The organism is Actinoplanes cyaneus (genome assembly GCF_016862095.1).
In the GTDB taxonomy this organism is placed as follows: domain Bacteria; phylum Actinomycetota; class Actinomycetes; order Mycobacteriales; family Micromonosporaceae; genus Actinoplanes; species Actinoplanes cyaneus.
In genome coordinates this window covers 33,731-52,890 of sequence record NZ_BOMH01000071.1, presented here as the reverse complement: position 1 = coordinate 52,890, position 19,160 = coordinate 33,731, and the positions used below count along the sequence as shown (strand labels likewise).

General features: G+C 69.6%; 12 protein-coding genes. 3 read left to right on the top strand and 9 right to left on the bottom strand.

The window, feature by feature from the left end; genetic code table 11:
* Genes Acy02nite_RS39550 through Acy02nite_RS39540 form a run of 3 tightly spaced genes read left to right on the top strand, consistent with a single transcriptional unit; the run spans window position 1 to window position 3,003 of the window.
* Window positions 1–912 (top strand): carbohydrate ABC transporter permease, encoded by a 912-nt coding sequence (locus Acy02nite_RS39550; RefSeq protein ID WP_203753442.1) that lies wholly within the window; start codon window positions 1–3, stop codon window positions 910–912.
* Window positions 913–958: 46 nt separating this feature from the next.
* Window positions 959–2,140 (top strand): mandelate racemase/muconate lactonizing enzyme family protein, encoded by a 1,182-nt coding sequence (locus tag Acy02nite_RS39545; protein WP_203753440.1) that lies wholly within the window; start codon window positions 959–961, stop codon window positions 2,138–2,140.
* Window positions 2,137–3,003, top strand: a complete 867-nt coding sequence (locus Acy02nite_RS39540) for an amidohydrolase family protein (protein ID WP_203753438.1) — start codon at window positions 2,137–2,139, stop codon at window positions 3,001–3,003. The genes Acy02nite_RS39545 and Acy02nite_RS39540 overlap by 4 nt, the downstream gene beginning before the upstream one ends.
* A 60-nt stretch (window positions 3,004–3,063) precedes the next feature.
* Here the strand turns inward: Acy02nite_RS39540 and Acy02nite_RS39535 are convergent, their stop codons facing one another.
* From Acy02nite_RS39535 to Acy02nite_RS39495, 9 genes are all read right to left on the bottom strand, one after another.
* On the bottom strand, window positions 3,064–3,804 hold the full coding sequence (locus Acy02nite_RS39535; RefSeq protein ID WP_203753436.1) for a FadR/GntR family transcriptional regulator: 741 nt from the start codon (window positions 3,802–3,804) through the stop codon (window positions 3,064–3,066).
* Window positions 3,805–3,978: 174 nt separating this feature from the next.
* Window positions 3,979–5,649 carry a glucuronoarabinoxylan endo-1,4-beta-xylanase XynC gene (gene xynC / locus Acy02nite_RS39530; protein ID WP_203753434.1) on the bottom strand — a complete coding sequence of 557 codons (1,671 nt, stop codon included), beginning with the start codon at window positions 5,647–5,649 and terminating at the stop codon, window positions 3,979–3,981.
* Between the two features lie 142 nt (window positions 5,650–5,791).
* Window positions 5,792–8,173: a ricin-type beta-trefoil lectin domain protein gene (locus Acy02nite_RS39525; RefSeq protein WP_203753431.1), complete on the bottom strand. Its 2,382-nt coding sequence runs from the start codon at window positions 8,171–8,173 to the stop codon at window positions 5,792–5,794.
* Window positions 8,174–8,214: 41 nt separating this feature from the next.
* The gene (locus tag Acy02nite_RS39520; protein ID WP_203753428.1) at window positions 8,215–9,558 is read right to left on the bottom strand and encodes an RICIN domain-containing protein; all 1,344 of its coding nucleotides are present in this window, start codon (window positions 9,556–9,558) and stop codon (window positions 8,215–8,217) included.
* A 436-nt stretch (window positions 9,559–9,994) separates the two neighbouring features.
* The gene (locus Acy02nite_RS39515) at window positions 9,995–12,325 is read right to left on the bottom strand and encodes a beta-L-arabinofuranosidase domain-containing protein (RefSeq protein WP_203753425.1); all 2,331 of its coding nucleotides are present in this window, start codon (window positions 12,323–12,325) and stop codon (window positions 9,995–9,997) included.
* Between the two features lie 364 nt (window positions 12,326–12,689).
* Window positions 12,690–14,345, bottom strand: coding sequence for a PQQ-dependent sugar dehydrogenase (locus Acy02nite_RS39510; protein WP_203753422.1), 1,656 nt, complete (start codon window positions 14,343–14,345; stop codon window positions 12,690–12,692).
* 36 nt (window positions 14,346–14,381) lie between these two features.
* Window positions 14,382–15,368: an SMP-30/gluconolactonase/LRE family protein gene (locus Acy02nite_RS39505; RefSeq protein WP_239175639.1), complete on the bottom strand. Its 987-nt coding sequence runs from the start codon at window positions 15,366–15,368 to the stop codon at window positions 14,382–14,384.
* A gap of 297 nt (window positions 15,369–15,665) precedes the next feature.
* On the bottom strand, window positions 15,666–17,300 hold the full coding sequence (locus Acy02nite_RS39500; RefSeq protein ID WP_203753418.1) for a glycoside hydrolase family 27 protein: 1,635 nt from the start codon (window positions 17,298–17,300) through the stop codon (window positions 15,666–15,668).
* 68 nt (window positions 17,301–17,368) lie between these two features.
* The gene (locus Acy02nite_RS39495; RefSeq protein WP_239175638.1) at window positions 17,369–19,150 is read right to left on the bottom strand and encodes a family 43 glycosylhydrolase; all 1,782 of its coding nucleotides are present in this window, start codon (window positions 19,148–19,150) and stop codon (window positions 17,369–17,371) included.
* Window positions 19,151–19,160: the final 10 nt, after the last annotated feature.

Here is a 19,160-nt window from a genome sequence, read left to right as displayed (position 1 = left end):
ATGACGACAGGACAGGTCAGGGTCGCCGGCTCCCGGCGGGCGGCGGTCAGCGGGTGGAGCGGGCGGGCGATCGCCGGCGTCGCCACCACCGTCTTCGTGCTGTTCTTCCTCATCCCGATCCTCTGGCTGCTGCTGGCCTCGACGAAGAACGCCCGCGAGCTGATCGTCGGCCACCCCTTCGCCCCGGGCAGTGCCGGCGCGTTCGCGGACAACTGGGATCAGCTCTTCGGCTTCGGCGACGGGGAGGTCACCACCTGGATCGGCAATTCGGCGCTGTACGCGACAGGCGCGCTCGTCATCACCCTGATCGCGAGCATCCCGGCCGGTTACGCCATGGCCCTGACGCGGTTCCGGTTCCGGCGCCTGCTGCTGATCCTGACGCTGGTGGTCATGCTGATCCCGAACACGGCCCTGGTGCTGCCGATCTTCCTGGAGCTGAACACGATCGGGCTGATCGGCAGCCCGCTGTCGGTGATCCTGCCGATGTCGTTCTTCCCGTTCGGGGTGTACCTCACCTACATCTACTTCTCGACGAGCATTCCCCGCGACCTGCTCGCGGCCGCCCGGGTCGACGGCTGCGGGGAATTCCAGGTCTTCGCCAAGGTCGCCCTACCGCTGGCCGCGCCGATCGTCGCCCTGGTCGCCTTCTTCAGCTTCGTGCAGAGCTGGAACAACTTCTTCCTGCCCTTCGTCATGCTGCCGTCCAGCGACGGCTACCCCATCCAGGTCGGCCTGACCTCCCTGCTGGCCTCGACCCCGGCGTTCAACCCCAGCTCCGCCGGGACCCAGTCGATCCAGCTCCCGACGCTCGCGCTGGCGACCGTCATCTCGGTGCTGCCGGTCCTGATCGTCTTCCTCTTCGCACAACGGTTCCTGATCGCCGGCATGACGGCGGGCGGAACCAAGGAGTGAACCGCGAACCGGCAGAGAATCGCGAACGGGCAGAGTAGGAGAAAAGGTGAAGGTCACCGGTTACCGCAGCCTGCGGACCGAACACGACTGGGGACGGCACATCGGCGACGCCAACGGGGTGATGCCGGACCAGCGCACCGACGTCCACGTCCTCGTCCTGGAGACCGACAGCGGCCTGGAGGGCGTCGGCGTCGGCGCGCACGGGGAGATCGAGCGCGTCTTCGGGGCGGTCGAGGGCCAGGACCCGCGCGGGGTGGCGGTGCTCTACGACCGCATGCTCGGCCACGTCTTCAAGAGCGGCCACTCGGGCGCGACGTTCGGCGCCATCGGAGCGATCGACATGGCGCTCTGGGATCTCAAGTCCAAGGCGGCCGGTGAACCGCTCTGGCGAACCCTCGGCGCGCTCGACCGATTCGTTCCCGGCTACGCCTCCGGCCTCGACATCGCCCTCGACGACGACGCGCTCGTCCGGCTCTACGAGGAGTTCGCGGACCGCGGTTTCAGCTCCGCCAAGCTCAAGGGCGGCCACGACGTCGAGCACGACCTGCGCCGGCTCACCGCCGTGCGCGAGGTTCTCGGCCGCAACTCGGCCGAGCCCGCGCTGATGTTCGACGCCAACGAGTCGTGGCACCGGTCGCAGGCGGTCCGGTTCGTCACGGCGCTGGAACGCCGGATCGACCTGGCCTGGGTCGAGGAGCCGGTGCGCCGCTGGGACGCCGCCGGCCTGGCCTCGGTGCGGCGCGGGATCCGCGCCGCCGTCGCGACCGGGGAGAACCTCACCGGCCTCGAACAGTACCGGCCGCTGCTCGACGCCGACGCGGTCGACATCGTGCAGGTGGGCAACGTCTGGGGGATAACCCATTTCCTCCGGGTGGCCGCCGTGGCGCACAGCCGTGACCTGCCGGTGAGCCCGGTGGCCTACCACGCGAACCCGCTGGCGCACGCCGCCGCGGCGGTGCCGAACCACCTGGTCTCCGAGGTGCAGGGACTCACCCCGGCGATCGGGCTCCACGTCGATCAGGAATACCAGGACGGCGGGATCGTCCTGGGCGACGAACCGGGCATCGGCATCCGGGTCGACGAGGAACGGATCAGCCACCTGCGGCCCGCCGGCCCGGCCGCGGCGGTGACCGGGCCGCATGTCCGCCCGGCACGCGCCGGGCTGCGCCTGGTCCCCGACCCGCATCTCAACGGCACCCTGGCGGCGGCCCGGCGGGCGGAGCCGTGAGCGCCGCCACCGATCCGGCGCCCGCCGCGGGATCCCTCCTCGACACCCACGTGCATCTCTGGAACCGGTCCACCGACCCGCAGCCCTGGATCGATCCGGAGACGATGGCGGTGCTCGACCGGGACTTCGAGCCCGGACATCTCGCGTCGATGCTGGACGCGACCGGCATGGCGGCCGCCGTGGTCGTGCAGTCGAGCAACAGCGCCGCCGAGACCCGGCGCCTGCTCGCGCACCGCAGCCCGCGCATCGCCGGCGTGGTCGGCTGGCTCGACCTCTCGGCCGACCCGATCGCGCAGCTCGACCAGCTCGACCCGGCGGCACGGCGCAGACTCGTCGGCCTACGGCATCTGATCCATCTCGACCCGGACCCGCGGTGGCTCGCCCGGCCCGCGGTGCAGGCCGGCCTCGCCCGGCTGGCCCCACACGACGTCGGTTTCGACCTGGTCGTGCGATGGTGGCAGCTGCCGTCGGCCCTGACCACCGCGAAGGCGCATCCGGGCCTGCGGCTCGTCCTGGACCACCTGGGCGGCACAGCCGACGCGGACGACTTCGACGGCTGGGCACAGAGCCTGCGGGACCTGGCCCGGCTGCCCAACGTGTGGGCCAAGCTCTCCGGGCTCGCCGGCATGGGCGGGCCACGACCGGCCACCGCCGCCACCGTGCGGCGCGCGGTCGACGTGGCCATGGAGGCATTCGGCCCCGGCCGGCTCATGTACGGGTCCGACTGGCCGGTCGCCGAGCTGGGCGCCGGAGCGCTGGCCTGGCGAGCCGCCGTGGAGGACCTGATCGACGGGCTCAGCGAGGCCGAGCGTGAGGCGGTGCTGTCGCGTACCGGAGCGGATTTCTATCGGGTCCAGGTATGACCGAACCGGCCTTCCCTGTTGAGGACGGCAGGAAGATCAGCTGCTGGACCGGCACCGGCACTAGTCGCGCGGGGGCTCGAAACGGCGGCGCTGCCAGGAGCTGACGATGTGATGGCTCATCGCCTGCTCTGCGGCGGCGACGTCCTGCCGGGCGATCGCGTCCACGACCAGGGCGTGCTCGTCGAGGGTCGACTGGAACGCGTTCTCGTATCCCAGGCCGTGGAAGCGGCTGCTCTCCAGCGCCCGCAGGTACAGCCGCTTGGCGATGTTCTCCGCCAGGTGGTTGCGGGAGAGCTCCATCACGGTCAGGTGGAAGACCACGTCCGCCTGCCGGAACGCGTCACTCTCGTGCTGACTGTCCCGCATGAACTGCAACGCGTGCTCGACCCGGGTCAGCTCCTCGTCGGTGCGGCGGGCCGCCATGGCACCCGCCATGGCGGACTCCAGGCTCGCCCGCACGGTGGTGAGCTCGTCGAGGATGCCCAGCGACTCGTCGTTGTCGATGAGCGCCGACAGGACGAGCGGGTCCAGCATGTTCCATGATCCGGAGCGGGCCACCTGCGTGCCACGACCCTGCGTGACGATCACCAGGCCCTTCTCCTCGAGCAGCTTGACCGACTCGCGGATGACCGTGCGGCTGACACCGAAGTAGTCGCTGAGCGGGCCTTCCGGTGGCAACAACTGGTTCTCCGCCAGCTGGCCGGTGACGATGAGCTCGACCAGCTCGCTCACCACCGCGACGCTCAGCCGCTCGGCGCGACGGCGGGGAGGCAGAGCGAACGCGTCCGGCGCAGCCATCATGGCTGTACCTTACCCAGGGCTCCGGCCGGGCCGGCGGGGCGCGGCACCCGCGGCCGGGAGCAGCGCCGCACCGCGCCGCTCGCCGGTCGCCAAACCCCGCGAGTTGTCCCGCGCCCGGTAGCGCACCACCGCGCCGCTCGCCGGCCGAGCCGCGCGAGGTGTCACGCGCCCCGGTCAGGCCACGGTGCAGGGGATGCCGTTGAGGGTGAAGGCCGCCGGCTCGCTGGTGTTGCCGGTGTGGGTGGCTTGGAAGCCGAGGTCGACGGTGGCCCCGGGTGCGAGGGTGCCGTTGTAGCTGACGTTGCGCGCGCTCACCCGGCCGCTCGACGGCGAGAACGTGGCGTTCCAGCCCGAGGTGATCGACTGGCCCGGGGGCAGGGTGAAGTCGAGCGTCCAGCCGTCGATCGTCGCGGTCCCGGTGTTGGTGATGCTGATCGCAGCCGTGAGGCCGGAGCTCCAGGGGCTCACCGTGTAGGTGACCCGGGGCCCCGGTCCGCCACTGGGCACGGGCGACGCGCTGTTCGACGGGCCGGGCGACGAGGTGCCGCCGCCGATGGTGGTCACGAAGGTCATGGCGCTGCGGGCGGGGAGCGTGACGGTGAAGGAGCCGTTCGCCATCGTGAGCGCACCCTGGGGCGCGACATTGCGGCTGCTGTCGGTCAGCCAGTTCGCGACGCTGCCGGACGCGGTGGTGCCCGCCAGCGTGAACTGCTGACCCACCGCCGAGCTGTTCTTGTTGACGGCCACGACGACCACGGTGTCGCCGTCCCGGTACGCCGACACGTAGACGTTCGACGCCGGATTCGCCGTCGCGTCGATCCGGACGTATCCGGGCCGGACGAACCTGGCGAAGTGCGCCATCATCGCGCCGCGCTTGCTGATCTGCCCGTCCTCGCGCATCGGGCCGTAGCTGCGCCGCAGATACCACCAGACGTACGCCTGGAACTCGGCGTCGACCATGGCGTGGTGGATGTGCTCGGCCACGTCGAGCGCCTCCGGCCAGGCATCCCCGGAGTTCGCGGTGCTGTTCGGGTAGTAGACCTCGGTCATCCAGAGCTCTTTGCCGGCGCCTTTCTGCTTGAACAACGGATAGGGGAAGTTCGCGTACGACGTGCCGTACAGGTGCGCCCCGATGATGTCCACGTTCGCGAGCGCGGCGGAGTCGTTGAGGATCGGGTCCGACATCGACTTGACGTACTGGAACGACTCGGGCGCGATGACCCTGGTGCTGATCGAACCGGCGTTCTCCCGCAGGAACCTGGTGATCTCGGCGGGAGTCCACCACGTCCATTCCGTCGCGTAGTCGGGCTCGTTCTGCACCGAGACGGCGTACAGGCTCACGCCGTTGTTCCGCAGATGGGTGGTGAAGTCGTTCAGGTGCTTGGCGTACGCGGCGTAGGACCCTGCCTTGAGACGCCGCTGTCCGGCCTGGCCGTTGCGGGTGAACGTCTCGATCATGGCGGCCGGCGGATTCCACGGTGACGCGAACACCGTCGCCCCGAGCGCGACCGCGCGCTGCGCCGTGGCCAGGTCACGACTCCAGTCCGACTGGTTCTCGCCCACCGGGATCCGCAGGAGGGACAGCCCGAGCCTGCCGTCGCCGTTGCCGAACGCCGTGTCCCGCTGGGCGGCCGTCAGGTCACCGATCCAGGCCGCGTGCGACATGGCTCCGAAACCCTTGACCGTCTGCCGCGGCGCCGACGGGTTGACGTTCGCCGCCGCGGCGGACGCTTCGGTGGCACCCACCACCGACGCCGCGACCGCGAGGACCGGCACGGCCCCCACCGTCGTCAGCACTGTTCGCCGGCTCAGCACCCTTCGCTGCTCACGCTGATCCTGCGTCATGTCTCCTCCTTCTGGTCGTACGGCGATCTGTCACGGTGCCGCCGTCATCCGGTCGCCGTGTGGTGCTGACGCCGGGCCGGGGAGCCGGCTCGCACCCGGCTCCCCGGCCCGCGGGACCTCCGCGGCTGTCAGCGGCGCGTGCTCACCGCAGGGTCCACTGCTGGTTCGTGCCGCCGTGGCAGGACCAGAGGTTGAGCTTGCTGCCGTTGGCGGTGCTCGCACCGGTGACGTCCAGGCAGAGTCCGGACTGGACGCCGGTGATCGTGCCGTTGGTGTTGACGTTCCACTGCTGGTTCGCCTGGCCGTTGCAGTCCCAGACGACGGCGGCGGTGCCGTTGGCGGTGCCCTGGCCGGAGGCGTCCAGACACTTCGTGCCGCCGTACGTGGTCAGTTGCTTGCCGGAGGTGTAGGTCCAGCTCTGGTTGGCGGCGCCGGTGCAGTCCCACAACTGCGTCACGGTGCCGTTGGCGGTGGCGGCGCCGGAGACGTCCACACACCGGCCGGACTGCGCGCCGACGATCTGCCTGCCCTGCGGGGTGCCGCCGCTCTGCGGCCCGGCCGACGACATCACGGCCTGGGCGCCGGACGGCCAGTTCCCGTTGGTGACGGTGACGTTGTTGTTCACGACGTTGCCGCGGTCGCCGTTGGTCACGTTGGTGGCGCTGCTGCTCGCCCAGTTGCCGGTGACGGTGAAGTTGCCCATGTTCTCGCCGCCCCAGTAGTTGGCGGTGGCCCAGGTGCCGATCGAGGAGAACACGTTGCCGGTGGCGGTGTAGTACTTGGAGCCCTCGTCGAAGTAGAGCCCGAACCAGCCGTTCGTCCGCAGGCAGTAGTTCCCGTTGATCACCGCGCCCGGGTTCCACGACAGGGTGTAGATGCAGCCGCCGTCGGTCGTCTGCTGCATCACGTCGTGGATGTAGTTGCCGATCACCCGGTTGTTCGCGGCGGTGGTGGCGGTGGTGTAACGCGGCTGGTAGTTGTACAGGCCGCGGTTGGTGTACTGGGTGCTGCCGCCGGGCTCGTTCGCACCCCATCCGAAGCCGACCGACATCCCGGAGTACGGCATGTTGTAGACCTCGTTGTGCGACATCGTGGCGTTGGTGACGTAGGTGGTCAGGACCGACACGTTGCCCCGGTGCTCCAGCCCGAGGTCGTGGATCCGGTTGTTGCTGATGGTGATGTCCCGGTTGACCATCCGGGAGTCGCCGGGGTGGTGGGCGTCGGCCCTTACACCGCCGACGACGATGCCACCGGCCGTGCTGCGCGCGATCTCCGATCCGGTGACGGTGATGTTGGCGGCGCCCAGCCCGACCCCACTGGCGTGGGCGTTCGCGTCGTTGCCGATGCCGATGGCCAACTGCCCGAGGTTGACGAACTGCGAGCCGCTGAACGTGATGTGGTGGGCCGCCGAGACCTGGACCGCGGCGGGCATCTGGTTCCAGTGCGGGCGGGCGGCCTCGAACTGCGGACAGCCTTCCTGGCAGGCGGTCAGCGCCGGCCAGTTCCAGTTCCCGGTGATGTACGCCCCGGTCTGCTGGTCCGCGTACCCCTGGTTGCTGCTGGGGCCCAGCCAGCTGGTGCCGGTGAAGGTGATCCCGTCGAACGTGACGTCGTGCGCGGGCGCGTCGTAGGTGCCGCCGACGTCCACCAGCGACTGCAGGGCCGGCAGTTCCACGCCGGCACTGTTCATGCTCTGACCGGCGAGCGGGATGTAGTAGAGCGCGCCGGTCCCCCGGTTGAGATACCACTCGCCGGGTGAGTCCAGGAACTCGTACGCGTTGGTGAGGTACAGCGGGCCGGCCCGGTGCGGGCTGGTGAAGGTGTCGTAGCCGAAGGTGTTGTTGTTCCACCCCGGCTGCTGCATGGTGATGAAGTTGCCGCTGATGCCCTGCACCGACACGTACCGGTCGGTGAACGAGCCGATGCTCTCCAGCTGGATCCGGCTCTGGTCGGCCAGGTTGTTCAGGTAGGCGAGCGCGCCGTTGCTGAACCTCAGGCCACTGGTGGCGGCGGTGAAGTCGGACCGGTTCACCGCGGTACGCGCCCGGGTCGCGACGGCGCCGTTCACGTAGAGCTGCCGGGTGTCCGTGCCTGCTCCGACGTCGGCCCGCCAGATGTTGCGGCCGGTGTCGGCCACGGTCCAGCCGGTGACCGCCCGGGCGCCGCTGATCGCGGGGTGCGCCGACGGCGCGGCCCGCCACACCACGGTGTGGCCGTTGGAGCCGGAGTCCTCGGCGGTCAGCCGCAACGGCGCCGGCAGCCGGTACGTGCCGTCAGCCAGCTGCACCACGATGTCGTCGGACATCGCGTCGTTCAACGCTCGCACCGCGGCCTGCGCGCCGGCCAGGGAGCACGGCTGGGCGCTGGAGCAGCTCGTGCCGGTGCCGGCGGGCGAGGCGTAGAGGGTGGTGGGCGCGGCCAGGGCCGGTGATGCCGCGACCAGGGTGCCGAGCGCGGCCAGCCCCGCCGCAGCGGTCACCGCCGTCAGGCGCCTTCGCCATGGGGACATCGGGGGAATCGACATGTGCCTCTCCTCAACCTGGGGGATGCGGGGATGGGCGGTGCTCAGCCGCGCAGGCTCCACCGCTGGTTGGCGCCGCCGTTGCAGGCCCACAGGATGAGCCGGGTGCCGTTGGCCGTGGCGGCGCCGTTGGCGTCCAGGCACAACCCGGACTGCTGACCGGTGACGGTGCCGTTCGCGGTGACGTTCCACTGCTGGTTGGCCTGGCCGTTGCAGTCCCAGATGACGACCGCGGTGCCGTTGGCGGTGCCCTGGCCGCTCGCGTCGAGACACTTGGTGCCGTACACCTGCAGCTGTCGCCCGGAGGTCAGGGTCCAGCGCTGGCCGGTGGCGCCGGAGCAGTCCCAGAGCTGGACCTGGGTGCCGTTGGCGGTCGACGAGTTGGGCACGTCGGCGCACCGTCCGGACTGCTCGCCCACGAGCTGCTGGGCGTTCCCGGGCGGCGGCGAGCTCGGCGGGGTGGTGCTGCCGAACTGGCTGAAGAAGTTCCAGACGACCCCGGAGGTCCAGGTCTGCCAGCCGTTGCAGGTGCAGCCGTCGCGAGGACCGGGGTCGTGGCCGGCGCCGTCGAAGGCCGCCCAGACCACCGGATATCCGGCCCGGCACCCGGAGTAGGCGGTGACGATGTGGGTGAGGCTGCCGTTGGCCGGTTCCGGCGGGTTCTGCGGGGTGCAGCCGTTGTTGCGGACGAAGGTGTCGCGCAGGGCCCGGCCGCTGGAGATGGGGAGCACGTTGTCCCGGATGCCGTGCAGCCCGATGTAGGCCACCGGCTGGGTGCCACCGCCGCACCCGCTGAGGCTGCCACCGGCGTAGACCGCGACGGCACGGAAGACAGTAGGCCGGGCGCAGGCCAGCGCGTAGCTCATGGCGCCGCCGTAGCTGAAGCCCGAGGAGAAGACCTGCGCGGTGTCGACGCACAGGTCGGTCTCGACCTGGCGGAGCAGGTCGTCGACGAAGGTGACGTCCCGGCCACCGGAGTTGGCCCAGCCGTTGCCGATGCCCTGGGGCGCCACGAAGATCGTCCCGTTGCCGGCGGCGTCGGCGAGCCGGCGCAGCCCGTAGTACGACCAGTTGTAGCCGTCGGTGCCACCGGAGTCGACGTCGCCAGCGGTGCCGCCGTTCCAGTGGAACCCGAAGACCAGCCGGTACGGGCGGTTGTTGTCGTACCCCGCCGGGATCCGCAGGATGTAGCTGCGGTTCTGGCCGCCGCTGGTGATCGTGTGGTTCCCACTGCCCAGCGTGGGGGCTCTGCCGCAGCCTGCGGTGGCGGCCGCGGCGGTCGCGTCCGTCGTCCCGGCGATGGCGCCGCCCGGCATCGCGCCGGCGGCGGCGAGGACCACGGCTGCCGCGATCGCGGCGGCCGCAGCGACGAGTCTTTTCCGCACCATCACGTATCTCCTTCTGCCACGGTGCCGATGACGAGACGGGTTCCTCCGGCTGAGGTTGTCATCGGGGGCGGACGGGGGCGTCTAATGGTTAACGCCTCGACGTCCTTCGATTGATGTGACGTATCATCACTGATTTCTCCTGGATGTAACAGTCCCGACATCGATAAGTTTCGGCAGAGCTGTTTCAGATACCGCTATCGGCATCGTTTCGCCTGATCGGAGACGCTTTTCGGGAACGATGGGAATGCGTACCGGGACAAGTTTTCAATTCGGGTTCCCGGTCAGGCGAAAGTGTTATGCGGACCGCCCCCGGCGAGTCGTCGAATTGATGTGAAGCAGTGGGGCAGAGCCGGATTCGGCGACTCGCCCGCACACGACCGGCCCCGGGCCCGCCGTGTGCGGGCGGGTCCGGGGCCGGGCGGTGGCGGTGGAGGGCTCAGCCGATCTGGACCAGCCGCCAGTTGTTCGTGGTGCTGCCGTTGTCGGCGTACTGGACGGCCTGGGCGCCCCAGGTGCTGGAGCCGTTGAGGATGGCCAGGACCTTGCCGCTGTTGACGTTGCGGATGCGGTAGGAGCCGTCACTGTTGGCGACGAGGGTCCAGCGGTGGTCGGCGGTGCCGGTGTCGCCCCACTGCAGGACGCGGCCGTTGTCGGCGGTCGACATGTTCTCGACGCCGAGGACCTTGCCGCTGTTGGCGTTGCGGAACCGGACGGCGCTGCCGTCGGCGATCCGGACCCAGTTGTGATCGGCCGTGCCGGTGTCCCCCCAGACCACGGCCAGGCCACCGTCGGCGGTGGACATGTTTTGCACGCCGAGGACCAGCCCGGTGCCGACGTTGACCAGCTTGTAGGTGCCCGCGGCGCCGCCGCCACCGGTGTTCCAGTAGACGTTGTAGTTGAAGCCCTGGGCGTCGTGGAACGGTCCGAGGTTCACGGTGGCGCCGTTCGCGGTCGCCGTGAAGGCCAGGCTGCTGGTGCTGGTCCGGGTGATCGACGAGGTGGTCAGTGACGGCGTCGCGGACAGCGTGGTGTTGCCGTAGTTGCCGCAGAGCACCGCGGGCCCGTACGTGATGGCCTGCAGGTTGGCATTGTCGTTGGCCGCCTTCATGATCACGCGCATCGGCAGCCGGACCGTGACGGTGTCGCCGGACGCCCAGGACCGGGTGACGGTGGCGTAGCTGCCCGGGGTCGCCGTGACGTTCTGCACGGTGCCGTTGACGCTGATCACCGGGCCGGTGGTCCAGGACGGGATGCGCAGCCGCAGATCCCACGTGCCGCTCGTCGTGCCGCTCAGCGTCAGCGTGGTGGTGTCGCTGACCGGGTACGTCGTGGACTGGGTGACCGTGATCCCGCGCTGGGTCCAGGTGAGCACCGACGGCACGTACAGGTTCACCGTCAGCGTGGTGCCGTTGTAGAAGTAGATCGAGTCCGCCAGCTTGGTGTTGGTCTCGATGCCGGTGCCCTGGCAGCACCAGAAACTGTTGTAGTCGGTGGACCAGGTGCCGCCGCCCCACGCCGGCCCGACGCCCCGGCGCCCGCCCGGTTTGAGCGGGGTGAAGTAGGTGATGTGGCCGTGGCTGTCGGCCGGGTTCTGCGCGCCGATCAGGTGGTTGAGCAGGGCCCGCTCGTAGTAGTCGAAGTAGTCGGCCCGGTTCGGGTCGAGCAGCCACAACTCGCGGGTCAGCTTCAACATGTTGTACGTGTTGCAGTGCTCGCACGTGTCGTTGGTGAGGTAGCCGGCGATCGCGTTCGGCGCCTTGAAGTGCTCGGCCTGGCTGTTCCCGCCGATGACGTACGAGTGGGCGGAGGTGACCATGGTCCAGACGTTGCTCGCGATGTCGCGGTACCGGGTCGTGCCGGTGGCCTTGTACTCCCGGGCGGCGCCGACCCACTTCGGGAGGTTGGTGTTCGCGTGCTTGCCGTTGAGCTGGTCCTGGTTCGCGGCGAGCGGGTCGAAGATCGCGGCGTGGTCGAACCGTTTCGCGACGGTGAGCCAGCGGGTGTCACCGGTCTGCTGGTAGAGGTCGGTCAGCACCGCGTTCATGCCGCCGAACTCGGTGTTCAGGACCGTCTGCATCTGGCTGTAGCTGAGCCGGCCGGTGCGCCAGTCGACCCAGCCGGCGAACCTCAGCAGGACGTCGCGGGCCTGCGTGTTGCCGAGGTACCGCCAGACGTCGAGCAGCCCGGCCAGGGTCTTGTGGATGCAGTAGTACGACACGGCGACGGGCGTGCCGGCCTCGACCGCGCTGACGTCGGACTCGGGGAAGCCGGACAGGTAACCGGTGTTGAACCCGGCGGCGCCGTTGTTGGCCTGACACTTGGCCAGCTCGGCGACCATGTAGTTGGCCTTGTCCCGGCACGTGGTGTCGCCGCGCACCGCGTACGCCTGCGCCCAGGCGGTCAGGAAGTGACCCTGCATGTGGCTGCGGAACGGGAAGTTCGGCGCGTCCCACCCGCCGTTGGACGCGGCGCCGTTCGTGGACAGCTTGTGGTTGGCGCGGAACACGTACAGCAGGCGGTCGACGTCGACGAACCGCAGGTAGTTCAGGGTGCGGTTCTCGTTGTCCTGGAAGCGGCCCGCGGTCAGGCGCACCTGGCCGAGCTCGAACGGGTACGCCGACACCCCGAGGTCCGGCCGGGTGGGCGGGATCTCGGCGGCGCTCGCCGGCTCGGCCAGGAAGGCACCGGTGCCGCCGGCGGCGGAGGCCAGCGCGGTGATGCCGGCGGCCTGCAACAGGTGACGGCGGTTCATGGGCAAGGGGGACATGGGGACTCCAACGCATCGGGGAGGACGGGGATGCCGGATGCGGGCCTGCCGACCGTGTACGCACGGTCCGGGCCGGCCGATCGGACGAAGTCGATTGTCACGTTACCGTTAACAACCGCTTCTGGCATGTTACGACAGCGGCTTCTGTGGGCTCAAGGAAACAAGGACCACGTGTTTCCGGAACACCGGCGATCCTTCGTCACGCCTCCCGAATGCGTAGCATCTCCTCAGGTCACAGCCACGCACCAGTCGTCATTACACTTTGCGGAGGTAAGTTTTTCAAGAATGATGAAAACTAAACTGGGAAAACGTTTTCTCGAACTGTCCGGAAAAGCCGGAATCACCAGGCCGACGTCAGCCCGGGTCACCGCCCCACGGTCACCTCGAAGATCCGCTCGTTGCTGTTGCGGGGCACGCTGTCCTTGTCGCCGCCGGTGCTGGTGGTCAGCCACAGGTTGCCGTCGATCGACGGTTCGACCGTCCGCAGCCGGCCATAGGTGCCGACGAAGTACTGCTGGACGTCGGTGAGCGTGTCGCCGCTGATCACCGCCCGGTAGAGGCGGGTCCCTCGCAGACAGGCGATGTAGAGGACATCACGGACGATCGCGATGCCGCTGCAGGACGCCGCCGCGACCGGGTACGTGCGGACCGGCGCGATCAGGCCGGCTCCGGCGCAGTCGCCGGTGGTGCCCTCGCAGGCCGGCCAGCCGTAGTTGCCGCCCTTCACCACGAGGTTCGTCTCGTCCATCACGTTGTTGCCGAACTCCTGCTCCCACAGCCGGCCGCGCGAGTCGAAGGCCAGCCCCTGCGGGTTGCGGTGCCCGTAGCTCCACACGTAGCTGCCGGCGAAGGGGTTGTCGGCCGGCACCCCGCCGTCCGGCCGCAGCCGGAGCACCTTGCCGCCGAGGGAGGCGAGGTCCTGGGCCTGGTCCGGGTCCTGACCGTCACCGGCCGCGGCGTAGAGCATGCCGTCCGGGCCGAACCGCAGCCGCCCGCCGTTGTGGTACTTGTTGCGCGGAATGCCGGTGAGCAGCACCTGGAGCGTGTCGGTACGCAAGGTGCCGTCGTAACGGATCCGCACGATCCGGTTGTCGGTCGGGCTCGTGTGGTAGATGTACAGCCACCGGTCGGTGGTGAAGTCCGGCCCCACCGCCAGCCCCAGCACGCCGCCCTCACCGTTGGTGCCCTGAACCCCGGGCACGGTCCCGATGCTCTGCTTGCCGCTGCCGTCGGGGTTCATCGCGATGATGTCGAAGACGTCCCGGCGGCCGTAGAGCACCGTGCCGTCAGGCGTCTGGACCAGACCCCAGGGCAGGTCCTGCTCGGTCGTCACCTGGGTGCTGCCACACACCGGGCTGGTGCAGCCCGCGCCGGTGGCAACGGTCACCTCGGCGCTCCGGGCGGAGACGTTGCCCTGGGCGTCGCGAGCCAGCACGGAGTACCGGTACCCGGTGCCCGGGCGCAGCCCGCTGTCGGTGAACGAGGTCGCGGGCGGATTCGCGGCCGAGCCGGTGACGGTGCCGGCCGGGGTCCCGTCGCGATACACGACGTACGCGACCACCGCCACGTTGTCGGACGCCGCCGTCCAGGACAGGACGACCGAAGTGCCGGTCGCGGTGCCGGTCAACCCGGCGGGAACGGTCGGCGCCTGATCGTCCACCTCGCAGTAGGGCGGGGTGACGGACACCGTGGGACCGGCCTGCGAGACGTTCCCGGCCCGGTCCCGCGCGTTCACATACCATCCCCAGGTCGCGCCGCCGACCACCGGCAGGGTCGCCGACCTGGTGGACCCCGGCACGGACGTCACGAGCTGACCGTCGTGGTAGATGTCGTAGGCGGTGACGCCGACGTCGTCGGTGGCCGCCGACCAGCGCAGGCCGACCGACTCGCAGGTGAGCGACACGGCACGCAGCCGGGCCGGGGCGGTCGGTGGCGTGGTGTCGGCCGGGGCGGTCAGCGGCAGCGAGCCGCCGGCCGCGATCAGGGCCGGAAGGAGCAGGGGTAGCGCGACAGCACGCATGGGAACACCTTTCTGACCGCGTCCGGGACGCGAGAATCAGTACGGGTAACCGGGTATGCCGAGCCGGATGGCATAGACGGCGTAGTCGCCGGTCCGGCCCGCGGTGATGTAGAGGGTGCGCCGATCCGCACCGCCGAACGCCGCGTTGGTGGCCTCCGAGCCGGACGCGATCGTCCCGAGCGTGGCGCCGGAGGGCGAGAACACGTGCACCCGGCCCTCGCTGTGCGACACCCAGTAGAGGTTGCCCGAGCAGTCCACTGTCACCCCGTCCGGGCCGGCGACGGTGGCGAAGACGGTCCGCGCGCCGGTGCTGCCGTCCGGCTCGACGGCGTAGGCGTAGATCCGATTCTCCGCGTACGCGCCGACGTACAGGGTCCGGCCGTCCGGGGACAGCGCGATGCCGTTGGGCTGACGCACGGTGTCGTCGACCAGGGTGACCTGCCCGTTCACGATCCGGAACACCCCGGTCCGGCCACCCATCTCGTCGCTCCGGCGGCCCCGCTGAAAGTTCGGGTCGGTGAAGTAGACGACGCCGTCCGCGCGGATCGTGACGTCGTTCGGCGAGTTGAAGGCCCGGCCCTGGAAGCGGGTCGCCAGGACCGTGCGGCCGCCGTCGGACCGGCGGAACGCGGAGACGCCCCGGTTGTCGTGGGTGGCCGCGACGATCTGGAGTCCGTCCGGGCTCAGCGCCAGGCCGTTGCTGCCGGAGGCGACGACGAACGTCTCGGCCGGCGCCGGTGGGGCCAGCCGGCGGATCGTCGACGGCTGGACCTGCTGGGCGCCGGTGGCCGCGCCGAGATCGGACACGAGCAGGTAGCCCGGATCGGCGACCCAGACCGGGCCCTCGAGGAACGTGAAGCCGCCCTGAACTCGCGCGGCGGACAGAGCGGCGCCGGGAAGGGGCGGCTCCGTGGGCACGCCGCCCTCGCACACGCCGGGCGGCGCCCCCGGCGGACTGTCCGGAACGGCGACCGCCGGCACTGCGGCGAACAGCAGACCTGCGATGCCGGTGACCGCCGTCATGCCGCTTCTGATTGACCTCAGGGAATCGACGCGCATGACTTTGAACGTAGCACTTTCCGAACGCCTCGCAACGCGAGAAGAAAGAGCCGGCGATACCTTCCACCGGCATCCCAGCTGGGCATTCGCGCACGTCTCCCCCGTTCCTAATGACGTATGACGCGAATGGCGATAACTTATGGGAGCGCTCCCGCATCACCCCGGAACAATGGCGTCCATCGATGAGAAACGTCATGCCGGCCGGTGCCACCGATACACGCCGTCAGGCCGGGCCCGACGGCGTGTATCGATGCGCAGCGGTCAGCGCCGGGACCACACCTGGTTCGCGGCGCCCGTGCAGGTCCACAGCAGGGTCAGGGTGCCGTTGGCCGTCTGGTTGTTGTAGACGTCCAGGCAGAGACCGGACTGGTTGTTGCGGACCGTGCCGTTGGACTGGAAGGTCCACTGCTGGTTGGTGCCGCCGTTGCAGTCCCAGATCTGCACCTTCGCCCCGGCCGTGGCCCCGGTCGGCGCGTCGAGGCATTTCCCGAGGGCCTGCAGGGTCTGGCCGGACACGGTCCACCGCTGGTTGCCGGCGCCGTTGCAGTCCCAGACGACCGGCTGGGTGCCGTTGGCGGTGTTGCTGTTCGGCACGTCGAGGCAACGCCCGGACGACGAGCTGACCAGGGTCGTCGAAGCCGGCGCCTGCGGGTCACCGGTGACGCCGCCGCTGACCCGGTAGACGACGGTTCCGTGCGCCGGGACGCTGGCACTGATCGTGCCGGAGGTGCTCGTCGTGGCGCCGCTCCAGGCGTCGACCAGGGAGTAGGACGACGCCCCGCTCTTGCCCACCGCCGCCGCCGTGGTCGTGATCGTGCGGGTCGAACTGCTCTGGTTGAACAGGGCCACCGCGACGTCACCGTTGGACAGGCGCTTGGCCAGCACCCGCTGACCGGCGTCACCCGCGACCTGGACGCCCTGCAGGCCGAGGGTGTCCTGGTTGATCGCGATCAGTCGCGGGTTCTTCAGGATGGTCTGGGTCGCGGCGCTCATGTTGCGGATGTCGTTGCCGGCGATCAGCGGGGCGGCCATCATCGCCCAGAGGGCGAAGTGCGAACGCTGCTCGGTGTCGGTCAGCGTGCCGCGACCGACCTCCATCATGTCCGGGTCGTTGAAGCCCCCGGGCCTGGCGTACGAAGCGAGCGGCACGTTCACGTCGACGATGTTCTTGACACCCATCGGGTAACCGTTGGCCACCCCGGTGTCCCACTGCAGCTGGATGTCCTCGGTGGTGCGCCAGATGTTCGCCACGTCGCCCCAGTTGCGCTGCGGCCCGGTCTTGGCGTGCACGCTGTTGGAGTTGATGCTGTAGAGGATCGGCCGGCCGGTGGCGGCGAGCGCGTCCCGCATCTTGGCGAAGGTGTTCACCTGGTCGGTGATGGAGCCGCTGGGCGAGCACCAGTCGTACTTCAGGTAGTCGACGCCCCAGGCCGCGAACTGCCGGGCGTCGGCGGTCTCGTGCCCCTGGCTGCCGGTGGCGCCCGGATACGAGTCGAAGTACTGCGCACAGGTCTGGTCCAGCGGGGCCTGGTAGATCCCGAACTTCAACCCCTTGCTGTGGATGTAGTCGCCGAGCGCCTTCATCCCGCTGGGGAACCGGGTCGGATCGCCCTGCAGGTTGCCGCTGCCGTCCCGGACCGAGTTCATCCAGCAGTCGTCGACCACCACGTACTGGTAGCCGGCGTCGCGCATCCCGGTGCTGACGATGGCGTCGGCCATGCCCCGGATCAGCGATTCGCTGATGTTGCAGAAGAAGGTGTTCCAGCTGTTCCACCCCATCGGCGGGGTACGGCCCACGCCGTTGTCGAGGGCCTGCGCCGGGGTGGCGGAAGCGACGAACGCGGTGCTCGACAGCAGCAGGAGGCCCGCCGCGAGCATGGACTTCCAACGTCTCATGGGTGATCGACCTCTCCGGAGGTGTGATTCGTGCCGGTGGGGATGAGCGATGGTCACTGGAGCGATGCTCACTGGAAGGAGGCGTCGTCGATGTAGAGGCCGTCCGTGCCCTCGGTGGTCTCGACGTAGAGCACCGCCCGGGACAGCGTTCCGGTCCACGAGACGGTCGCCGTGCCGGTCAACTGGGTCCAGCCACTCGCGTTCACCGGCGCGGCCGGGGTCAGCTGCAGGTAGCTGGTGGTGCCGTTCGCCGTCAGCGCCAGCGTCGCCTTCGCGCCGGGGGTGCCGCTCTGCGAGCGCACCCACACGCTGGTGGCGTACGACTTGCCGTTGGTCATCCGGGACGTCACGTCCTGCGCGGGGCCGTTCCACGCACCGGTGCGGCCGGTGATGCCGAGCGCCTGCGTGCCGCCGTGCACGACCGAGGTGCTGGCCGCGAGCGTGCCGCTGCCGTTGACCTGCCAGCCGCTGGTGCCCTGCTCCAGGTCGGGGTTGGTGAGAAGGTTCCCGCCCGTGCCGCCGCCGGTGAACTGCCACCAGTTCACGTTGAACAGGAAGCCGCTGCCACCGGTGAATCGCAGGTACAGGTCCTGGGTGCCGGTCAGGCCGGTCACCCCGCAGGACACCGAGGTCCACGTCTGCCAGGCTCCCGTGCCGGGGACGGTGCAGGTGCCGGCCAGGGCGCCGGTGGGGCTGCCGGTGCGCAGCTCGATCCGCCCGCCGCTGGTGGCCGAGGCGACCCGCGCGGTGAACGAGGTGGCGCCGCCGCTGCCGAAGGCGACACCCTTCACCTTGACGTAGTCGCCGTTCTCGATGTTGGCAATGTTCCGGCCGCCCTCGGACGTCGCCTCGGTCTCGATCCCGGAACTCCAGGCGATCGTTTCGGCCTCCTGGCGGACGTACGGGTTGAACGTGCCGTTCTGCGGCGGGCCGGTCGTGGTCATGTTCATCGCAGGGATGGTGCCGTCGGCGTTGTAGCTGAACTTCTCCACGGCCACGGAGCGGGTGAATCCACCGCCGCCCGGGAGCGCGCCGTTGTGGTAGAAGAAGTACGAACTACCGTTGAAGTCGATGATCCCGGGGTGGTTGGTGAAGCTGCTGCCCTGGGTGGGCATGACGGTGCCGCGGTAGGTCCACGGGCCGGTCGGGCCGGTCGACGTGGAGTAACCGATGAACTCGGAGCAGCACTTCGCGGCGAAGACGTTGTAGTAGAGCCCGTTGCGCTTGTAGACCCAGGGGCCTTCCTCGTACAGCGTCGGACGGTTGGCGACACCGGTCCGGGTGCCGAAGCCCGCGGTGGTGAGCGGGATCTGGTTCACGCCGCCGCTGTAGCTGATCATGTCGGTGTTCAGCCGGACGTACCACAGGTTCGGGTTCCCCCAGTACAGGTACGCCTGCCCGTTGTCGTCGATGAAGACGGTCGGGTCGATCTCCCCGTTCTCCACCAGCGGTTTGCCGAGAGCGTCGGTGAAGGGGCCGGTGGGGCTGTCCGAGACGCCGACCCCGATGGCCATCCGGCCGCTGGCCCGGCTGGTGACCGGGACGTACCAGTAGAACTTGCCGTTGCGGTAGGTGACCTGGCCGGCCCACGCGTCGCTCTTGGCCCAGCTGAAGGTGGCCAGGCTCATCGGGGAGCCGTGGTCGGTCCAGTTCACCATGTCCGACGTCGAGTAGACCCGCCATTCCTTCATCGTGAAGTAGGTCGAGTTGTCCTCGTCGTGGCCGGTGTAGAGGTAGACCCGGCCGTTGTGGACCAGCGGGGCCGGGTCGGCGGTGTAGATGGTCTGCACGATCGGGTTGTCGGCCCGGGCAGCCGGCGGGAACAGAACGGAGACGCACAGGATCGACAAAGCCCAGAGA

Excerpts from the sequence above, each read along its gene's own strand:
- Acy02nite_RS39515 (WP_203753425.1), bottom strand. The coding sequence starts at position 12,325 with ATGTCCCCCTTGCCCATGAACCGCCGTCACCTGTTGCAGGCCGCCGGC.
- xynC (WP_203753434.1), bottom strand. The coding sequence starts at position 5,649 with ATGACGCAGGATCAGCGTGAGCAGCGAAGGGTGCTGAGCCGGCGAACA.
- Acy02nite_RS39525 (WP_203753431.1), bottom strand. The coding sequence starts at position 8,173 with ATGTCGATTCCCCCGATGTCCCCATGGCGAAGGCGCCTGACGGCGGTG.
- Acy02nite_RS39550 (WP_203753442.1), top strand. The coding sequence starts at position 1 with ATGACGACAGGACAGGTCAGGGTCGCCGGCTCCCGGCGGGCGGCGGTC.
- Acy02nite_RS39520 (WP_203753428.1), bottom strand. The coding sequence starts at position 9,558 with ATGGTGCGGAAAAGACTCGTCGCTGCGGCCGCCGCGATCGCGGCAGCC.
- Acy02nite_RS39535 (WP_203753436.1), bottom strand. The coding sequence starts at position 3,804 with ATGATGGCTGCGCCGGACGCGTTCGCTCTGCCTCCCCGCCGTCGCGCC.
- Acy02nite_RS39510 (WP_203753422.1), bottom strand. The coding sequence starts at position 14,345 with ATGCGTGCTGTCGCGCTACCCCTGCTCCTTCCGGCCCTGATCGCGGCC.
- Acy02nite_RS39500 (WP_203753418.1), bottom strand. The coding sequence starts at position 17,300 with ATGAGACGTTGGAAGTCCATGCTCGCGGCGGGCCTCCTGCTGCTGTCG.
- Acy02nite_RS39505 (WP_239175639.1), bottom strand. The coding sequence starts at position 15,368 with ATGACGGCGGTCACCGGCATCGCAGGTCTGCTGTTCGCCGCAGTGCCG.